Source organism: Arthrobacter sp. 7Tela_A1 (genome assembly GCF_049311065.1).
Classification (GTDB): domain Bacteria; phylum Actinomycetota; class Actinomycetes; order Actinomycetales; family Micrococcaceae; genus Arthrobacter_B.
In genome coordinates, this window is sequence record NZ_JAXIOO010000014.1 from 44,336 (window position 1) to 62,494 (window position 18,159).

Consider the following 18,159-nt stretch of genomic DNA (forward strand, 5'->3'; position numbering starts at 1 on the left):
CAGGGGGAACCCGGATGCAACGAGCTGCCGGGAGCGGAAGACTGGAAAGCATGAACACGCACCCTTCCGAGCCCTCCAGCGGGCCCCCCGCCCCCGGGGGCAACATCCCGCCCGTTCAGCCAAAAGGCGGCGGAGCGCAGCAGAATTCCTTCTTCTTCTGGCTTCGGCAGCTGGGCCTCCGCCGCTCCCCGGACCGCTGGATTGGCGGAGTGGCCGGTGGACTGGCGCAGCGGACCGGCCTTGACCCAGTCCTCGTCCGCGGCCTCGTCATCCTGCTCTCCCTTTTCGGAATCGGCGTGGTCCTCTACGGCGTCGCCTGGGCACTGCTGCCCGAGCCAGATGGCCGGATCCACCTGGAGCAGGCGATCCGCGGAACCTGGACAGCGGGCATGACCGGCGCCCTGACCTTCACCATCCTTGGATTCAGCGGCCCGGGCATTTCCTTCTGGGCCGATGACGGCTGGCTGGGAGCAATCCTCTGGGGCCTCTTCTGGGTCGCTGCGGTAATCCTGGTCATCTACTGGGCCACGACACGGAACGGCCGGTCCGGTCCCGCCGGTACACCGGCCGGGGTACCGGGAACGGACCCGCACAGTGCTGCCGCACCACCCCAACCCTCCTGGCCCTCGGCACAGTTCCCGGCACCGGGCCCCTCTCCGGAGGCTACCGCCGGCTTCCCCCCTGCCGCCGGATACCCGGGTCCGGATGCGCCTACCATGCCGCTCCCCTTCCCTTCCGGAGCTACGGCCTACCCGGGACAGCCCCACCGGGACAGCGGTTTCGGCTACATGCCTGCCCCGCCGCCGCAGCCGCAGCCTGCCACAGCCCCCAGCACCTCACCCCCGGCGTCGTGGGCTGCACTGATCTGCGGATTCGCCCTCCTCGCGGCGGGAACCCTGCTCGCACTGGACTACACGGGCATTTACGACCTCGGATCCCCGGCAGCAGTCGCCCTCGCAACCGCAGGCGTAATCATTGGCCTCGGCGTCGCAGGACTCGGCGCGGCCGGCCGGTCCTCCGGCATTGCAGGCGGGCTCGGAGTCCTCGCCTTGATCGGAGCGCTGCTGTTCAGCGGCAACTATGCCTACCGGAACCTGGTGGTCGCCAACGAGTCCAGCTGGAGCGCCGAGCAGTCCAGCAGCGCAGCAGAGGGCTACAGCGTGATCGCCGCCGACGGTGCCCTGGACCTGCGCGGTGTCGCCGGAGACCTCAAGGACGGTGATGTCATTGTTCCGGTGAGCGTGGCCGCTGGCGATCTCACCATCCTGGTGCCCGACGACGTTCCGGTCTCGGTCTACAGCGAAATGGCCATGGGCGAGGTGGAGCTGGAGTACGGCGGAACACAGGCCACCTTCGGCGGCTTGTGGGTCGGCGACCAGGAGCGGCAGCTGAACCCCAACGCAACCGGTAACCGGATCGTCATCCAGATCAAGGGTGTCGCCAGCCACGTGCTGGTGACCGCGAACGAAAGCAGCCTCAAGCAATGAGCGATTTCACGAACGAATCCGAGAAGATCGGAGCCGGGGGCACGAGCGCCTTCGGAAGCGGTCCGTCCGATGACACCTACCTCCCGGAACACGAACCTGAGCGCCGGCCGCTGCGGGTTGGAACGATCGTCTGGGGCCTTGTCCTGGCAGCAGTCGGCGGACTGATCCTGACCGTCCAGCTAACCGGCATCCGGCTCGACACCGAAATGGTGCTGCTCGGCTTGCTCATCGGTGCAGGCGCCGCCCTGGTCATCGGAGGGCTCCTGGCGGTGCTGGGCCGCCGGCGAACTCCATAACATCTCCCCCGGCTCCGCGCCGGGACCCTACTCCGGCACCAGAACTGAAAGCAGGCAGAATATCCCCATGGAAAAGTTCTATGACGTACTCCGTTCTTCCCCCATCAAGCGTGCCCGCGGCGGCTGGGTCGCCGGCATCTGTGCCGGAATTGCCCAGAAGTTTGGCTGGGACGTCTCCCTGGTGCGCATTGGCGTGCTGCTGAGCTTCCTGCTGCCGTTTATCGGCATCGGCACCTACCTGGTGGCGTGGCTTCTGCTGCCCACCACCGACGGCACAATCGTTTTGCAGAAACTCATCCGCAGCTAAAGCCGGTGCGGCCCCGGGAAGTAAATCCCGGGGCTCGCTGCCCCCGGGCGCCGCGTCTATGACGGCGCGGTGGGCCGCGGTGGCTAGAATCAAAGAAGGCCGCCGCCCACCAACAGATCCAGGGGTTCTGCAATGAAGATCGGCATTCTCACCAGTGGGGGCGACTGCCCCGGACTCAACGCGGTGATCCGCGGAGCAGTGCTCAACGGCATCAAGACGCACGACGCGGAGTTTGTCGGCTTCCTCGACGGATGGCGCGGTGTAGTTGACGGGGACATCATTGACCTCCCCCGGACAAGGGTCCGCGGCATTTCCAAGCAGGGCGGCACCATTCTGGGCACTTCCCGCACCAACCCCTTCGAAGGTCCCAACGGGGGCCCGGAGAACATCAAGGCAACGATGGACCGGCTCGGCATCGACGCTGTGATCGCCATCGGCGGAGAAGGAACGCTCGCGGCCGCACAGCGGCTTACCGATGCAGGCCTCAAGATCGTCGGTGTCCCCAAGACAGTCGACAATGATCTCGACGCAACAGACTTCACTTTCGGCTTTGACACTGCCGTCCAGATCGCGACAGAAGCGATTGACCGGCTCCGCACGACGGGTGAATCCCACCACCGCTGCATGGTTGCGGAGGTTATGGGACGCCACGTCGGCTGGATCGCCCTGCACTCCGGAATGGCCGCCGGCGCGCACGCCATCCTGATTCCCGAGAAGCCCGTCAGCCTGGACCAAATCGCCCAATGGGTCAACGATGCGCGAGAGCGCGGCCGTGCTCCCCTGGTGGTTGTCGCCGAAGGCTTCGTCACCACGGACATGGAAGCCCCCCACTCCGAGCGCGGACTCGATGCCTTCGGCCGTCCCCGCCTTGGCGGGATCGGCGAGCTGCTGGCTCCGGAGATCGAGGCCCGAACCGGCATCGAAACAAGGGCCGCGGTACTGGGACACATCCAGCGCGGCGGCGTGCCTACTGCCTTCGACCGGGTGCTGGCGACTCGCCTGGGCATGTCAGCCGTGGACTCCGTGATGGAGGGACTGTGGGGCACCATGGTTTCACTTCATGGAACGGATATAGTCCGGGTTGGATTCGAAAAGGCGCTCGGCAACCTCAAGACGGTTCCGGAGAGCCGCTACGAAGAAGCCGCCATCCTTTTTGGTTAGGGCTCCTATCAAATTGGGGAGCCGGACTTGCGCAGGGCGGCGCACCCCCGTGTAGTTTGAAATTTATGGACCTTGACCCCGGCACTATTGCCATCATCCAGCTCGCATGGTCCCGCAGGCTGGGACTCGACGACGATGCCCTGGCGGCCGCGGACCGCCACGAGCGCATCTACGACGTCCATGACGAGGCCCAGGAAGTTTCGTTCGTCAACCTGTTTGGCCGCGAAGTCTTTTCCGGACCGGGATGGGCGGCCAAGCAGGTCCGCTCCATCAGCGGCGCCGAGCTGAGCAGTGATGCAGCGCTCTTACGGCTTTCCCACGAGCACGGCGGCTGTGCGATGGCCACCGAGTACCTGTACTACGCCGATTCTTTTCCCCCTGTTCCCCCCGCCGAAGAACTCGCTGTCGCCCAGGAGCCGCACTTCGCTGAAGCCTTGGAACGCCTCTGCCCTCCGGACGACGTCATCGAAGCGAAGCTTTCGCACCGGGATTCGCTGTTTGTGCTGGTGGATGATTCTGACGGGAACAGTCCGGTCCCGGTTGCGGGCGCCGGCTACAGCATCAGGGACGGCATCCTGGCCGACGTCGCGGCACTGACAGCGCCGGGCCTGCGGATGCGCGGGCTGGGTTCCTACGTCACCAGCATTGCGGTCGAAGACGCCATGGCTGCAGGGCTGATTCCGCAGTCACGCATTCCCTCGAACAACGTCGGCGCGACGCGGACAGCGGCAGGCGCAGGGTTCGTCCCGGCGGGCATGCGGTCCTCCGTGTCCCTGACCGCCTAGGCTGCCCGCCGGCACCAGTACCCTAGGCGGTTCCGGAGAGCAGGTCCGTCCGCTGGAAGTAGGCTGCAGTTGCCCGGGCAGAAGGGTTCCCGGCATCCGGGTCGGCCCCGGCTTCAGCCAAGACACGGACGACGTCCGCGTATCCCTTGAAGACAGCCCCGGCCAGCGGCGACTGCCCGCGGTCATTGAGCGTATTGACGTCCGCACCCTGCTCCACCAGCAGCGCAACGGTCTCCGCGTGGCCGTGGTAGGCGGCAAGCATCAGCAGGGAATCTCCTGCCGAGTTGGTCAGCGTTGCCGGCACACCGGCCGTGACGTAGGTGCGCAGGAGCCCGGTGTCTCCCTCACGTGCCGCGTTGAACAGGCGTTCGGCCAGTTCGAGCATGTCGGCTTCCATGCCGTCCTGTGCTGTGTTGGGGGAATCTGTCATGTGTCTCCGTCCTTCCTTTGCCCCGCGCTGCCTGGCCGCGGGGCTGTTCCTGGTTCAGGGCACCCGGCGCTCAGCCGCGCGCCCGCGGCGTACGCAGCAAACCGGTCGGGCGGCCGACTGCCTGCCCCGCGGCCGGGGAAACAATCATTTCCTGGGCTGCGGCGTACAGTTCGCCCTCGTCATCGACGGTCAGCTGGGCTTCGGGGTCTACTGACCGCTTGATAACGGCCAGGGCCACCGCTCCCATTTCATAGTGCTGGGCCACCGACGTCACGCGTCCAACCGTGCGCTCGCCAAACTTCACGGGAGCACCGGCAGCCGGGAGGGTGTGCTGGGATCCGTCCAGCTGCAGGAAAACCAGCCTGCGCGGCGGGTGCCCGAGGTTGTGGACTCGTGCCACTGTTTCCTGCCCCTTGTAACAGCCCTTGGCCAGATGGACTGCGGTGCGGATCAGGTCGAGTTCATGCGGAATGGCTTTATCGTCCGTTTCCATGCCGATCCGGGGCCGCCAGGCAGCGATGCGCAGCGCCTCGGCCGCCATGGCTCCGGCCAGCGTGCGCCCGGAAGCCGCAACAGCATCCTCAAGGGAAGCACGCGGAATCAGGTATTCATACCAGGTGCGTTCAAGGCCCGGATGGGTTTCCTCCGGAGTCTCCGTGTAGGCAAATCCTCCCGGACCAACCTTGGGCCAGGGATCACTCCAGGTGAGGTAGCCGGACCAGGCGGGCACTTCGGCAACAGAGCCCGCAACGGCCCAGTCGGCGCTGACGTCCTGAATCTCGACCCGAAGCATGAACTTCATGCTCTGGAGCCACGACGCGAGAACCGGCGCTTCGTTCCCCTCCACGATGAGCCAGGTGCGTTCGCCGTCGTCGAGCACACGCGCATCATGCTCGATGCGCCCCTGGACACTGAGCAGCAGCAACTCCGTACTCTCTCCCGGGGCGAGGGAAAGCAGCTGCTGCGAGGAGAGCGTGTTCAGCCAGCTCAGGCGGTCCGGTCCTTCGACCGTGACAACTCCCCGGTTGGAAAGGTCGGTGACGGCCTCGCCGCGGGCCAGGGCACGCTGTTCGCGCAGGGGATCCCCGTAATGGGCCGCGATGCCGGTATCCGGGCTGCCGGATTCGACGGCGCCGGGACGGGTCAGGAGAGGGCTCTTGATGCTCATGTCAGGTGCAACGTCCTTGGCTGGGAGCGGTATTCCGGGAAGGAGCATGGAGGGTGCCATACCGTGCCCCGCGGCACCGTAAGCGGGCACCGGCGGCTAGGGCTGCTTCTTCAGGATGGCGGAGGCGTGCGCTTCCAGTGCCTTGCCCTCTGCGGCTACGTCCCAGCGCCAGTAGAGATCGCCGTTCACCAGCCCGTAGATGCGGGTGGCCGCGGTGTATTCCTTCGAGTTGACGCCGCGCATGACGAGGTCCGTGCTCAGCTGGATCTGCGGGCCCTTGATCTGTCCGTAGTACAGTTCGGCGATTCCGCCGGGATGCACGATCGTGGCGGTGATGTCGAAACCGCCGTCGTCATTGCGCAGCTGTTCAACCTCATCGGCGCTGCGCATGGCGGGAACAATGTCCGCGGGGATCAGGCCCGGCCCGCCGTCGGCGTCGTTCAGGGGGCGGTCCAGGGCCCAGAAGCCCGTTTCCACAGCCAGTGGCCGCAGTACCGTGCCTTCCTCGTCCGTCAGCCAGCTCTCCGCCGTGTATTGCAGGTAGGGCAGGCCGTTCTGCGCGAAGGTGACACGCTGGGAAAAGTGCTCGGATTCGGCATCGCCTTCGCCGAGGCGGCCCGATCCTTCCCACACTCCGAGGAGCCAGGAAAGCGGCACCAGTTCAGGTGTCAGGTCAGTGGGGATCTCCATGGGCATGGCCGGACCCTTCCTGTGGTTTTACGGGTGTGGAATTACTTCTGACCCTTGTACAGGCGTGCCACGACGAGGGCTGCGAAACCGGCCATGGCCAGGCCGGCAACACCCAGGAGAACAATGAAGAAGATTTCAAGAGCAAGAAGCGACATGCCTACATCCTAACCTGACGGCAGACTGCTTTGTCTCCGTTACGCCGTGCGGCAGGGGCCTCTACGGAACCAGCAGGCGGCCGGCGAAGTACACCGCCGTACCCAGCGCCAGAACCGGCGCCATGCCGGCTGAGATCAAGCCCGGCAGTCCGGGAGCATCGTCCCGGATCAGCGCAAGACGGCGCACCGCTACAACCACGGCGGCGCACAGCGCACCGATGAAGGCGCCGGCAGCCACGGGAAGTCCCGGCACCAATGCTGCGGCTGCGGCAGCCGCAAGAGCTCCCGTCAGGACACCAAAGGGCGCGGTGATCCGGTCCGGAAGCGGAATCAGGGAGACGGCGACGGCAACGGCGATCGCTGCAGCACTGGCGACGATCAGCCCTTGGGTACCTTCGGCACCTGCCAGCCTGTCCGCGGCAACCCATCCCGCTCCCATGCCGGCGACGAGTGCTCCGCTAATCACGCCCAGGGTCGATTCCAGGCGCTGGGCCTGGCCGGTGCCGCGCAGCAGTTGAATCACGAAGACGGCACCCACGCCTACGGCAACGACGCCCGGCATCCAGGTCAGCATGGCAGTGGCCGGGGCAAAATAGGCCGCGGCAGTACTGCCTGCCCCAACGAGTGCCAGGACAGCTCCCTGGGTCTTGCGGGCGGGAACCCCCAGCAGGTACGGCCAGCCGAAACCGGCCAGTGCTGCTGCCGCTCCGGTGACGATGGCGACTGCTTCGGGAGAAACGTAGGATGCTGCCACGATGCCGGTCAGTACAGTGGCGGCCGGCACCGCTATGGTCCAAAGTTTCACCCTAGCCATACTGCCTTATTACGCGGCACTCATAAAAGCTACGGGTTCTCCGCGTGCCGCTGGGTATACTTTCAACCACTCTCTGGCCGCTGGGACCGGGTAGTAAACGTGCCCGATGATGTGCGCCTAACTTTCGGAGGTTCTATGTCGCACATTCTGCTCCTGACCAACAGTGCCGGGTCTTCAGTTGAAATCCTGCCTGCCCTGGAACTCCTGAACCACAAGGTCCACATAGTCCCGGCCGAACCGACTGCCCTGCTGGATATCGAGCCGTGCGAAGTTGTGCTTGTCGATGCCCGCAAGGACCTGGTCGGCGCCCGGTCGCTGACACAGCTGCTTAAGGCCACCGGACTCGGGGCACCGCTGATCCTGGTCCTGACCGAGGGCGGCATGGCCGCTGTCGCGGCGAACTGGCTGGCCGACGACGTCGTCCTGGACACAGCCGGTCCGGCCGAGCTGGAGGCCAGGCTGCGCCTGGCCGTCTCCCGGTCCAATGCCGCTGCCGCGGACACGGGCACCGAGATCCATGCCTCCGGCGTCGTCATCGATGAGGCCAGCTACACCGCCCGCGTCAGCGGCACGGCACTGAACCTCACGTACAAGGAATTCGAACTCCTGAAGTACCTCGCCCAGCATCCGGGCCGGGTCTTCACCCGCGACCAGCTGCTGCATGAAGTCTGGGGCTACGACTACTACGGAGGCACCCGTACCGTAGACGTGCACGTCCGGCGCCTCCGCGCCAAGCTGGGGCCGGACCATGAGAACCTGATCGGCACCGTGCGCAACGTCGGCTACCGGTTCGCACGCTCACGGACATCTGAGGAGCAGACGGCCGCCGCCGGACGCGAGGGCTGATCTGTCTCCCCTGACAGGCCTATGGGGGCTAGTCTTCTTCAATGAGCGAGAATCCCCTGACCACATGGCCTATCCTCACTACCCGCGGCACTCCTGACGAAGGTTCACTGCGCGGCATCCTGGAGCTTGCCGGCGCTGCCGCCGAGGCTGACGGTAATCCCCCGCTCTCGGAACAGACCCTGGTGGACCTGCGCGCAGCTGACGCAGATCCGGACCATCTGCGCGTCTACTCCACGTTCGCCCATGACGACCGCTCTGATCCCTCCACCACCCAGGAACTCGCCGGCGTCGCCGTCCTGGGCGTTGACCCCGGAGATCCGGACGCCGGCGTCCTGGAACTCGTGGTGCATCCGAACTACCGCAACAAGGGCGTGGGCTCGGCGCTGGCCCGTGCCGTGCGGGAGGACACCGGCCGGGATTACAAGGCCTGGTCCCACGGCAACCATGAGGCAGCCGTCAGGCTGGCCGCCCACTTCGGCTACCGGCCGGTGCGTGAACTGTGGCGGATGCGCCTGACCCGCGATTCCCTCAAGGCGGAGCTGCCCGCGCCGTCCCTGCCCGACGGCGTCGTGCTGCGTTCCTTCGAACCCGGACGCGACGAAGATGCCTGGCTGAAGGCCAACGCAGCGGCCTTCGCGCATCACCCGGAACAAGGCGCCATGACCCGCGCGGACCTGGCAGCGCGGATGGAAGAGCCGTGGTTTGATCCTGCCGGGTTCCTGCTGGCGGTCCGCGAGGACGACGGCGAGCTGCTGGGCTTCCACTGGACCAAGGTCCACCCGCGCATGGGCAGCCATCCGGCCATGGGTGAGGTGTACGTCGTGGGGGTCACCCCGGAAGCGCAGGGCTCCGGGCTGGGCAAGGCCCTGACGCTGGCCGGCATCCGGCACCTGCACGAGGCGGGCCTGGACGCCGTCATGCTCTACGTGGATGCGGACAACGCCCCCGCGGTTGCGCTCTACCGAAGGCTCGGTTTCGTGCGCTGGGATGTAGACGTGATGTACGCGGCGGAATAGGCGCTGCCGGCTTGTAATGTGGAGGATGAGGTGCGGCACCGGGCTACCGGCGCACGCAGCCTGCCAGAACTGCCAGGGGAGAAAACACTATGGATTCCGACACCGCAGCCAGCACACGGACGTCCTTCGGGTCGGCCGAAGCCATGCCGGCACCGCGGGCAACGCAGGACCGCATCGACATCCCGGACTTCGGGCCCGCACTGCTGCCCAGCGGTGAAGTCACCCCGGATCGTTTCCTTGACCGCGAAATCAGCTGGCTGCACTTCAATGCCAGGGTCCTGGAACTGGCTGAGGACCCTGATCTGTACCTGCTGGAGCGGGTCAACTTTCTCTCCATCTTTGCCTCGAACCTGGATGAGTTCTTCATGGTGCGGGTCGCCGGCCTCAAGCGCCGCATCGCCACCGGCCTTGCCGTGCCCTCCGCCGCCGGCCTCAGCCCGGTGGAACAGCTGGAGGAAATCACCGAAGCAGGCTACCGGCTGCAGCAGCGGCATGCGGAGGTCTTCGCCCGGCAGATCCGCCCGGCGCTCGACGACGAGAACATTCACCTCATCAGCTGGAAAGAACTCGACGACGCTTCCAAGGCCCAGCTGCACCGCCAGTTCGCGGCGAAGGTTTTTCCGATCCTGACCCCGCTCGCCGTCGACCCGGCACACCCGTTCCCGTACATTTCCGGGCTCTCCCTGAACCTCGCTGTGGTGGTGCGCAACCCGGTCAGCGGAAAAGAGTTCTTCGCACGGGTGAAAGTACCGGACCAGCTTCCGCGGCTGGTCTCCGTCGACGGGCCCAGGGCTGGAACCGTCGCCGGGCGGACAGCACGCTTCATTCCGCTCGAGGAAGTCATTGCCGAGCACCTCGACCAGCTCTTCCCCGGCATGGACGTCGTGGAGCACTACACCTTCAGGGTCACCCGCAACGAGGATCTGGAAGTTGAAGAGGACGACGCCGAGAACCTCCTCCAGGCGCTGGAGAAGGAACTGCTCCGCCGCCGCTTCGGACCGCCCGTACGGCTCGAAGTCACTCCGGATATCAATCCGAGCATCCGCGAACTGCTGGTGCGCGAACTCGGCGTGGAAGAAGACGAGGTCTACACCCTTCCGGCGCCGCTGGACCTGCGCGGACTCAGCGTCATCAGCCGCATCGACCGGGCGGACCTGCACTATCCCAAGCAGGTTCCGCACACGAGCCTGCACCTGAAGGAATCCGAAACCTCCAAGCCGGCTGACGTCTTCGCTGCGATGCGCCGCCGGGACATCCTGCTGCACCATCCCTACGACTCGTTCTCCACTTCCGTCCAGGCCTTCCTGGAACAGGCAGCAGCGGATCCCCGCGTACAGGCCATCAAGCAGACCCTCTACCGCACGTCGGGCGACTCCCCCATTGTCGACGCGCTGATCGACGCCGCAGAGTCCGGCAAACAGGTCCTGGCGCTGGTGGAGATCAAGGCCCGCTTCGACGAGCAGGCGAACATTTCCTGGGCACGCAAGCTCGAACAGGCCGGCGTCCACGTGGTCTACGGAATCGTGGGGTTGAAGACCCACTGCAAGCTGTCCCTGGTGGTGCGCCAGGAGGTCGACGGGCTGCGCCGCTACTGCCACATCGGAACCGGCAACTACCACCCGCGTACTGCCCGGTACTACGAGGACCTTGGACTCCTCACCGCCAACGACAAGGTCGGTGAAGACCTGACCAAACTGTTCAACCAGCTCTCCGGCTACGCCCCCAAGTCCACGTTCAAGCGCCTGCTCGTGGCACCGCGGTCGGTCCGCTCCGGACTGATCGACCGGATCGAACGTGAAATCGCCAATAAGAAGGCCGGACTGGACGCGCGGGTCATCATCAAGGTCAACTCCATGGTGGACGAGGCGATCATCGATTCCCTCTACCGCGCCTCGCAGGCAGGGGTGCGGGTGGACGTGATCGTGCGGGGAATCTGTTCGGTGCGGCCGGGCGTTCCCGGCCTCAGCGAGAACATCACCGTGCGTTCGGTCCTGGGACGTTTCCTGGAGCACTCGCGGGTTTTCGCGTTCGCCAACGCCGGGGACCCGGTGGTCTACATCGGGTCTGCGGACATGATGCACCGCAACCTGGACCGCCGTGTGGAGGCCCTGGTCCAGCTGGGGTCCAAGGACGACATTACGGACCTGATTGAGCTCATGGACCGCTACTTGGACGCCGGAACTGCGAGCTGGCACCTGGACGCCGACGGCATCTGGACCCGGCACCACAAAGACGGGAACGGAACCCCGCTCGAGGATGTGCAGTCCTGGCTCCTGGCTTCACGCTCCCGCCAGCGTGCGCTGGCCCGCCGCTAATGCCCGGCACGGATAGCTCCGCTTCCCCGCAGGGGACCGGCAGCACCGAACCTCATTCGGGCCAGGACACGCCCGAAGAGACAGCCGCGCTGCTGCTGGGCCAGGACAACACGGATCTGGACCTCACCGGGGAGCCGCGGGTAGTTGCCGCAGGCGCGCTGTGCTGGCGGGTGCGTGCCGAGGGGCTGCAGGTCCTGCTGATCCACCGTCCGCGGTACGGCGACTGGTCCTGGCCCAAAGGCAAACTCGACGCCGGCGAGACCTTGCCGGAATGTGCCGTCCGCGAGGTGAAGGAGGAAGTGGGGCTGGAAATCCGGCTCGGCATCCCGCTGCCGGAAACCCGCTATCCCGTGGCTTCGGGAATCAAGGCAGTCCATTACTGGGCGGCGCAGGTCGACGACGAGAAGCCCCGCCCGGACCGCAAGGAAGTCGACGGGTTCCGCTGGTCCGCGCCGGAAGAAGCCTACGAGCTGCTCACCAACCCGACCGACCGGGCCCCGCTGGAAGCACTGGTCACCGCTTTCGAAGCCGGGGACCTCGCGACGTGGCCGCTGATCATCGTCCGTCATGCCAAGGCCAAACCCCGCTCCTCCTGGGCCAGGGCAGAGGGCGACCGTCCGCTTGCCGCAACGGGGCAGCGCCAGGCCAAGGCGACCGCACGCCTGCTCGTTGCGTGGCAGCCGGGCCGGGTGGTGTCCAGTCCATGGCTCCGGTGCGTCCAGACCATGGGCCCGTACGTCAATGCCCGCAAGCCCAAGTTCAAGACCGTGGACGCGCTCACGGAACACAATGCCAAGCGCAAGCCCGGGAAGGCGCGCGGCGCCGTCGACAACCTCTTTGAGAAAATGCGGCCCGTGGCGCTGTGCACGCATCGCCCGGTCCTGCCCCTGGTCTTCGAGGTCCTGGCCTCAACCATGACCAATGCCATGGCGGACAAGCTCCCGGACAAAGACCCCTACCTTGCCCCGGGCGAAATGGTGGTTTGCCAGGTCAGCCGCCGCAATCCGCGCCGAACCGTTTCCGTGGAACGCTACCGCCCGTTTGATGACTAGGGTTTGACGATTTGGCCCCCGGGACCCGCTGCCGCCGGTGCATGCGTAGCCTATCCTTGGCGAGCTAAGCCTATCCGTCCTTTTATCCGCAGGTCAGCGCACATATTGTAGGGCTATGAGCAAATTCACCGAACTCCTTGAAGCCCAGATCGGGAACGAATTCAACGCCTCGCAGCAGTACGTCGCCATGGCCGTGTACTTCGACGGCGAAGACCTCCCGCAGCTGGCACGCCACTTCTATGCGCAGTCCGTCGAAGAGCGGAACCACGCCATGATGCTGGTCCAGTACATGCTCGACCGGGACCTGCCCGTGCGGATCCCAGGCATTGCCGCGGTGAAGAACGACTTCTCGGACGTCGTCGAGCCGATCGCGCTGGCCCTCGCGCAGGAGAAGCAGGTCACCTCCCAGATTGAGGCCCTGTTCGCTGCTGCCCGCGCCGAAGGCGATGCCCTCGGCGAGCAGTTCATGCTCTGGTTCCTCAAGGAGCAGGTGGAAGAGGTGGCGTCCATGAGCACGCTGCTGACCGTGGCCCGCCGCGCAGACAACCTCTTCGACCTGGAAAACTTCATGGCCCGCGAGCGCGTTGGCGACGGCGGCGCGGACTCGGGCGCTCCCGAGGCAGCGGGCGGCGCCCTCTAGGCTTCACTCCCCACTTCTCCCCCCATCGAGATAGCAGAAACGGCCCGTATGAGCGCTCATACGGGCCGTTTCTGCTATCTCGATGGTTCGGGAGCCTTGACCGATGGAGTTTTGTACCAAATACTCGGTACAAATAATTCGTGCAGGACATCGGGGGATCGTTGTGAACGCTTTTGTATCCGCGGCAGGCAGCCTGCTGTTCTGGGGCGTCGTCCTGGGTTTTATGGTGCTGTCTGTACGGCCCCGGCCCGGAACGGACGCCCGGACCATCACAGAAGCCGCCCAAAAGTATGCCCGCCGGATCGGAATCGTTGCACTGGCAACCGCCGTTTGGCTTCCCGGAGTGCTGCAGCCGGTATTACAGGAGGCCGGCGGGCAACTCTGGTGGGACGGGCACTACGCACTTTCCTCGGCGCTGCTGGAGCTCGGGGCTCCGACGGTCTTTGCCCTCGCCGTACTGGCGGTGGGAGAGGTCACGTGGCCGCGGCCGAGGGGCACCGTCCGCACCGCACGCCTCGAGCACCGCGGAGTCCGCGAGCTGATCCCCGGGTACATGACCGGCGTCGCCTGTTTCTTCCTGGGCTATAACCTGCTCGTGCTGGGGACGACGGTCCTCCGAGATCCAGGCTCCATCCATGCACAGCAACTCCTCGCGGGCTGGGCTCCCTGGATCCTGGTGACGGCCGCTGCCGTTGCCGGCATCCTCAAACTCATTTCTGTCCGTCCCGCCGTTCCGGGAACCAGCCCGGAGGCCGACGCCGCACTGCGGCAGGCCGCCGCCCACCGGGTACTGCGTACTGCAGCCTTCCTGATGATTCTCCTGGCCTGGTCCGGGGGCATCTTCCTCGGCAACTATCCGTCCCCGCCAGGACCCGGTCCACTCGGTGACGCGCTGCGCTACCTGTCGCTCTTCCTCACCTTCGCCGGCGCTGCGGCACTTCTCAAGCGGGCACCGCGTGTTCCGCTCCCGGAGTCATCCGCTTCCAGTGCCACTGCCGCCGAGTCTTCCCCGCTGGCGGTCAAGTCCATGGCTTCAAGCCTGCGCCTAACCATCGGCGGCACATTGCTCGCAGCCGCCGTCGGAATCGGCGTCTTTGCCCCGGCCTGGGAGTACCGGATCGCAGCGCCCCTGGCTCTGGCCGCAGCAGCCGGCTGCTTCACTCTGTTCTGTGCGCTGACGGAATACGCCCATGTCCGCCGGATCCGGAAGCACTCCCCTGGCACCGAACCGCTTGATCCGGAGGCGCTGGATTTCCTTCGGCCGCCGCGCTGGCTCTCGTGGACCGGAACGGCCGCGGCAGCGCTGACCCTCGTGGTCCTCTTGGGTTCGGCGCTGCTCGGCCCAACCGTTGACCAAGCGGCACGCTCCTACGCCGAAGCAGCAGCCGGCCCGCGCACTACACCTGGACCGCCTGCTTCGGATTCCGTGTGGGTCCCGGATGCCTTCTTCGACTGGCGCTTCGCCCTGCTGACGGCCCTTCTGGTCCTCCTCCTGCCGCTGCTGACCGATCTGGTGTCCCAAAAAGTGCTCGAACGCCCGTCCTTGCCGGCGGACCGCGACGTTGACCTCAGGCTGCGCCGGGTAGCCCTGTTCCGCCTGGCCCGAACCAGCACCGCCGCCTGCCTCGCCTCCGCCGGCCTGGTGCTCTTCGACATGTCCCTCCACAGCCCCTGGGCCAACGTCTACAACCGCGATATCCCGGTGGACCCACCGCTGACCTGGCTTGCTCCGCTGGTCCAGCAGAGCAACGCAGTGGGCAGCGTACTGCTGCTGGCCGCGGTCCTCGTCGCCTGGCGCCAGTTCGGTCCCTCCCATTTCCCGGACGATCCCCGGTACGCCGAACGGGCAGACCTCCCGCCCGCGAGACAGGCATGAACGCTCACATCAGTGTGGATCTGGCTTCACCTGTGCCGCCATATGAACAGATCCGAGGGCAGGTCAGTGCCCTCGCCGCCTCGGGCATCCTCTCTCCCGGTGACCGGCTGCCCACCATCCGCATGCTTGCCGCGGACCTGGGCGTAGCACCGGGAACGGTGGCACGTGCCTACAAGGAACTCGAAGCCGAAGGAACGGTGACCGCCCTGCGCCGCCGCGGCACGGTCATCACCGGGGAAGCCCCCGGGCGGGCAGCGGATGCTGATGCCATCGCCGGGACGCCCGAGCTGACCTCCGCCGTCGAGCATCTGGTTCGTGTGGCCCGTCAGCACGCGCTCAGCGACGCTGCCCTGCTTCAAGTGCTGAACCGGGCACTCCGCACCGGCACGCCCGATAACCCGGGCACTACACTGGAGCAGTGACCTCCATTCCCACCCCGTACGAAGACCTGCTCCGCGACATCCTGGCCAACGGCACCCGGAAGTCCGACCGGACAGGCACCGGAACCCGCAGCGTCTTCGGCCGCCAGATGCGCTTTGATCTCAGCGAGTCCTTCCCGCTGATCACCACCAAGCGCGTGCACTTCAAGTCCGTGGCCCTGGAGCTGCTCTGGTTCCTGCGCGGGGATTCGAACGTGCGCTGGCTGCAGGAGCGCGGCGTCACCATCTGGGATGAATGGGCGGACGACGACGGCGAGCTCGGCCCCGTCTACGGCGTCCAGTGGCGGTCCTGGCCCACTCCGGACGGCGGGCAGATCGACCAGATCCAGAAGCTCATCGAGGGTTTGAAAACCAACCCGGATTCGCGTCGGCATATCGTCACGGCCTGGAACCCGGCTGAAGTCGAGAACATGGCCCTGCCTCCCTGCCACGCCATGTTTCAGTTCTACGTTGCCGACGGAAAACTCTCCTGCCAGCTGTACCAGCGCTCGGCGGATACGTTCCTGGGTGTCCCCTTCAATATTGCCTCCTACGCCCTGCTGACGCTGATGGTCGCGCAGCAGGTTGGCCTGGAACCCGGCGAGTTCGTCTGGACCGGAGGCGATGTCCACATCTATGACAACCACATGGACCAAGTAACGCAGCAGCTCACCCGCGCGCCGTTCCCGTATCCTAGACTGCGGCTCAGGCGGAAGCCTGAGAGCATCTTCGACTACGAACTTGATGACTTCGAGGTCCTGGACTACCAGCACCACCCGGGCATCAAGGCACCAATCGCCGTGTGAAAGGGCACCTGCCTTGAACGATCTGAACAAGTTCGCCGATTCCATGCACTACTACCCCGTCGGTGTCGCCGACGCCGACGGCCAGGACCTTGACCAGGCGCTGGCCTCGCGGGGCATGGGCGGCTCCGGCGTCCCCCTGGTGGGCATGATCTGGGCACAGACCACCAATGGAGTCATTGGCAAGGACGGCGGCATGCCGTGGCACCTGCCCGAAGACCTCAGACATTTCAAGGACAGCACCCTGGGGCACCCCGTCGTCATGGGCCGGCGCACCTGGGAGTCCTTCCCGGACGCCTTCCGTCCGCTGCCGGGGCGCACCAACATCGTGATCTCCTCCCGCGAAGGGCTGGCCGCTGAGCTTCAGCCGCTGGGCGCCGTCGTCGTCCCGTCCCTGGAAGCGGCGCTGGAGACAGCGGAGGGAAGCGAAGGCAGCGACAGGATCTGGATTGTCGGCGGATCGCAGGTCTACGGCGAAGCAGAGCCCCTGGCGGACATCGCCGTCGTCACCGTCATCAATACCGAAACCGAGGGCGACAGCTACGCTCCCCGGCTTGGGTCCGAGTGGACGTTCACCGGCGTGAGCCCGGCACAGGGCTGGTACACCTCCGGCAACGGACTCCAGTACCGGTTCGCATTGTGGACCCGGGACCGGAACGTAACCGATCAGGACGGCCGCGAGCCGCTGGCCTAGACTAAAACCATGACAACAGCAGCTTCCCCTGTTCCCACCGCGGGCTTCGTCGGCTGGCGGGGCATGGTCGGTTCCGTCCTCATGCAGCGCATGCGGGACGAGGGCGACTTCGACCTGATCAACCCCGTCTTCTTCTCCACATCGAACGCCGGCGGTTCCGCTCCGGACTTCGCCCAGGGTACGGGCACCCTGGAAGACGCGTACGACATCGAGACCCTGGCCAAGCTGCCCATTATTGTCACTACGCAGGGCGGGGACTACACCTCCGAGGTCTACCCCAAACTGCGCGACGCCGGCTGGGACGGCCTGTGGATCGATGCAGCTTCCACCCTGCGGATGGATGAGAGCGCCATCATCGTCCTGGACCCGGTCAACCGCGACGTCATCGACGCCGGCCTGGCCAAGGGCGTCAAGAACTTCGTCGGCGGCAACTGCACTGTCTCCTGCATGCTCATGGGCCTGGGCGGGCTGTTCCGCAACGGGCTCGTTGAGTGGGGCACTTCAATGACCTACCAGGCAGCGTCCGGCGGCGGTGCCCGTCACATGCGTGAGCTGCTGAACCAGTTCGGTTCCCTGAACTCCGCCGTGGCAGCGAACCTGGCCGATCCGGCGTCGGCCATCCTCGAAATCGACCGTGCGGTGCTGGCCCAGCAGAAGGATCCCTCCATGGATTCTTCCCAGTTCGGCGTTCCGCTGGCCGGTTCGGTCATCCCCTGGATCGACGCGGACCTGGGTAACGGGCAGTCCAAGGAAGAGTGGAAGGGCGGCGCGGAGACCAACAAGATCCTCGGCCGCCACACCGTGGACTCCGCCCGCATCCCCTTCGACGGCCTCTGCGTGCGGATAGGCGCCATGCGCTCGCATTCCCAGGCGCTGACCCTGAAGCTCACCGAAGACCTCTCCGTTGCCGAGATCGAGCGGATCATCGACGCGGACAACCAGTGGGCCAAGGTGGTTCCGAACACCAAGGAAGCCACCATGGAACAGCTCACCCCGGTGGCAGTGACCGGCACGCTGGACATTCCGGTGGGCCGGATCCGCAAGCTGGAAATGGGCCCGCAGTACATCAGCGCGTTCACCATCGGTGACCAGCTGCTCTGGGGAGCAGCAGAGCCGCTGCGCCGCATGCTGCGGATCGCCACCGGCAACCTGTAGTTTTCGCCCCTTACGCCGAGAGGCCAGTTACGGCTCTTTTGAAGTCTCAA

General features: G+C 65.9%; 19 protein-coding genes. 15 read left to right on the top strand and 4 right to left on the bottom strand.

Annotation, left to right across the window (positions count from 1 at the left end; translation table 11 throughout):
• Positions 1-50 precede the first annotated feature (50 nt).
• From TVB01_RS08005 to TVB01_RS08025, 5 genes are all read left to right on the top strand, one after another.
• Entirely contained in the window at positions 51-1,487 is a 1,437-nt protein-coding gene (locus TVB01_RS08005; protein WP_422455372.1) for a PspC domain-containing protein, read from the top strand.
• Positions 1,484-1,783, top strand: a complete 300-nt coding sequence (locus TVB01_RS08010; RefSeq protein WP_422455373.1) for a hypothetical protein — start codon at positions 1,484-1,486, stop codon at positions 1,781-1,783. Before TVB01_RS08005 ends, TVB01_RS08010 begins: the two co-directional genes overlap by 4 nt.
• A 67-nt stretch (positions 1,784-1,850) precedes the next feature.
• Positions 1,851-2,090 carry a PspC domain-containing protein gene (locus TVB01_RS08015; RefSeq protein WP_422455374.1) on the top strand — a complete coding sequence of 80 codons (240 nt, stop codon included), beginning with the start codon at positions 1,851-1,853 and terminating at the stop codon, positions 2,088-2,090.
• Between the two features lie 132 nt (positions 2,091-2,222).
• On the top strand, positions 2,223-3,251 hold the full coding sequence (locus TVB01_RS08020; protein WP_422455375.1) for a 6-phosphofructokinase: 1,029 nt from the start codon (positions 2,223-2,225) through the stop codon (positions 3,249-3,251).
• Between the two features lie 65 nt (positions 3,252-3,316).
• Entirely contained in the window at positions 3,317-4,036 is a 720-nt protein-coding gene (locus TVB01_RS08025) for a GNAT family N-acetyltransferase (RefSeq protein ID WP_422455376.1), read from the top strand.
• A gap of 22 nt (positions 4,037-4,058) precedes the next feature.
• On the opposite strand, the gene TVB01_RS08030 is transcribed toward TVB01_RS08025, so the two are convergent.
• The 4 genes from TVB01_RS08030 to TVB01_RS08045 form a co-directional block, all read right to left on the bottom strand.
• The gene (locus tag TVB01_RS08030; protein ID WP_422455377.1) at positions 4,059-4,466 is read right to left on the bottom strand and encodes an ankyrin repeat domain-containing protein; all 408 of its coding nucleotides are present in this window, start codon (positions 4,464-4,466) and stop codon (positions 4,059-4,061) included.
• A gap of 70 nt (positions 4,467-4,536) precedes the next feature.
• Entirely contained in the window at positions 4,537-5,634 is a 1,098-nt protein-coding gene (locus TVB01_RS08035) for a YgfZ/GcvT domain-containing protein (protein ID WP_422455378.1), read from the bottom strand.
• 96 nt (positions 5,635-5,730) lie between these two features.
• The gene (locus TVB01_RS08040) at positions 5,731-6,330 is read right to left on the bottom strand and encodes an FABP family protein (RefSeq protein WP_422455379.1); all 600 of its coding nucleotides are present in this window, start codon (positions 6,328-6,330) and stop codon (positions 5,731-5,733) included.
• Positions 6,331-6,540: 210 nt separating this feature from the next.
• Positions 6,541-7,284 (bottom strand): hypothetical protein, encoded by a 744-nt coding sequence (locus TVB01_RS08045; RefSeq protein WP_422455380.1) that lies wholly within the window; start codon positions 7,282-7,284, stop codon positions 6,541-6,543.
• A 144-nt stretch (positions 7,285-7,428) separates the two neighbouring features.
• On the opposite strand from TVB01_RS08045, the gene TVB01_RS08050 reads away from it, so the two are divergent.
• The 10 genes from TVB01_RS08050 to asd all read left to right on the top strand — a co-directional run bounded on the left by TVB01_RS08050 (position 7,429) and on the right by asd (position 18,109).
• Positions 7,429-8,139: a winged helix-turn-helix transcriptional regulator gene (locus tag TVB01_RS08050; protein WP_422455381.1), complete on the top strand. Its 711-nt coding sequence runs from the start codon at positions 7,429-7,431 to the stop codon at positions 8,137-8,139.
• 41 nt (positions 8,140-8,180) lie between these two features.
• Positions 8,181-9,155 carry a mycothiol synthase gene (gene mshD, locus TVB01_RS08055; protein WP_422455382.1) on the top strand — a complete coding sequence of 325 codons (975 nt, stop codon included), beginning with the start codon at positions 8,181-8,183 and terminating at the stop codon, positions 9,153-9,155.
• Positions 9,156-9,244: 89 nt separating this feature from the next.
• On the top strand, positions 9,245-11,470 hold the full coding sequence (locus tag TVB01_RS08060) for an RNA degradosome polyphosphate kinase (RefSeq protein ID WP_422455383.1): 2,226 nt from the start codon (positions 9,245-9,247) through the stop codon (positions 11,468-11,470).
• Entirely contained in the window at positions 11,470-12,522 is a 1,053-nt protein-coding gene (locus TVB01_RS08065; RefSeq protein ID WP_422455384.1) for an NUDIX hydrolase, read from the top strand. The genes TVB01_RS08060 and TVB01_RS08065 overlap by 1 nt, the downstream gene beginning before the upstream one ends.
• A gap of 115 nt (positions 12,523-12,637) precedes the next feature.
• The gene (locus TVB01_RS08070; RefSeq protein ID WP_422455385.1) at positions 12,638-13,162 is read left to right on the top strand and encodes a ferritin; all 525 of its coding nucleotides are present in this window, start codon (positions 12,638-12,640) and stop codon (positions 13,160-13,162) included.
• 163 nt (positions 13,163-13,325) lie between these two features.
• Positions 13,326-15,038, top strand: coding sequence for a hypothetical protein (locus TVB01_RS08075; protein WP_422455386.1), 1,713 nt, complete (start codon positions 13,326-13,328; stop codon positions 15,036-15,038).
• A complete protein-coding gene (locus TVB01_RS08080) occupies positions 15,035-15,460 on the top strand; it encodes a GntR family transcriptional regulator (protein ID WP_422455387.1) in 426 nt (141 codons plus the stop codon). Before TVB01_RS08075 ends, TVB01_RS08080 begins: the two co-directional genes overlap by 4 nt.
• Entirely contained in the window at positions 15,457-16,263 is an 807-nt protein-coding gene (locus tag TVB01_RS08085; RefSeq protein WP_422455388.1) for a thymidylate synthase, read from the top strand. The genes TVB01_RS08080 and TVB01_RS08085 overlap by 4 nt, the downstream gene beginning before the upstream one ends.
• A 13-nt stretch (positions 16,264-16,276) precedes the next feature.
• The gene (locus TVB01_RS08090) at positions 16,277-16,954 is read left to right on the top strand and encodes a dihydrofolate reductase (protein ID WP_422455389.1); all 678 of its coding nucleotides are present in this window, start codon (positions 16,277-16,279) and stop codon (positions 16,952-16,954) included.
• Between the two features lie 9 nt (positions 16,955-16,963).
• Positions 16,964-18,109, top strand: coding sequence for an aspartate-semialdehyde dehydrogenase (asd, locus tag TVB01_RS08095; RefSeq protein WP_422455390.1), 1,146 nt, complete (start codon positions 16,964-16,966; stop codon positions 18,107-18,109).
• Positions 18,110-18,159: the final 50 nt, after the last annotated feature.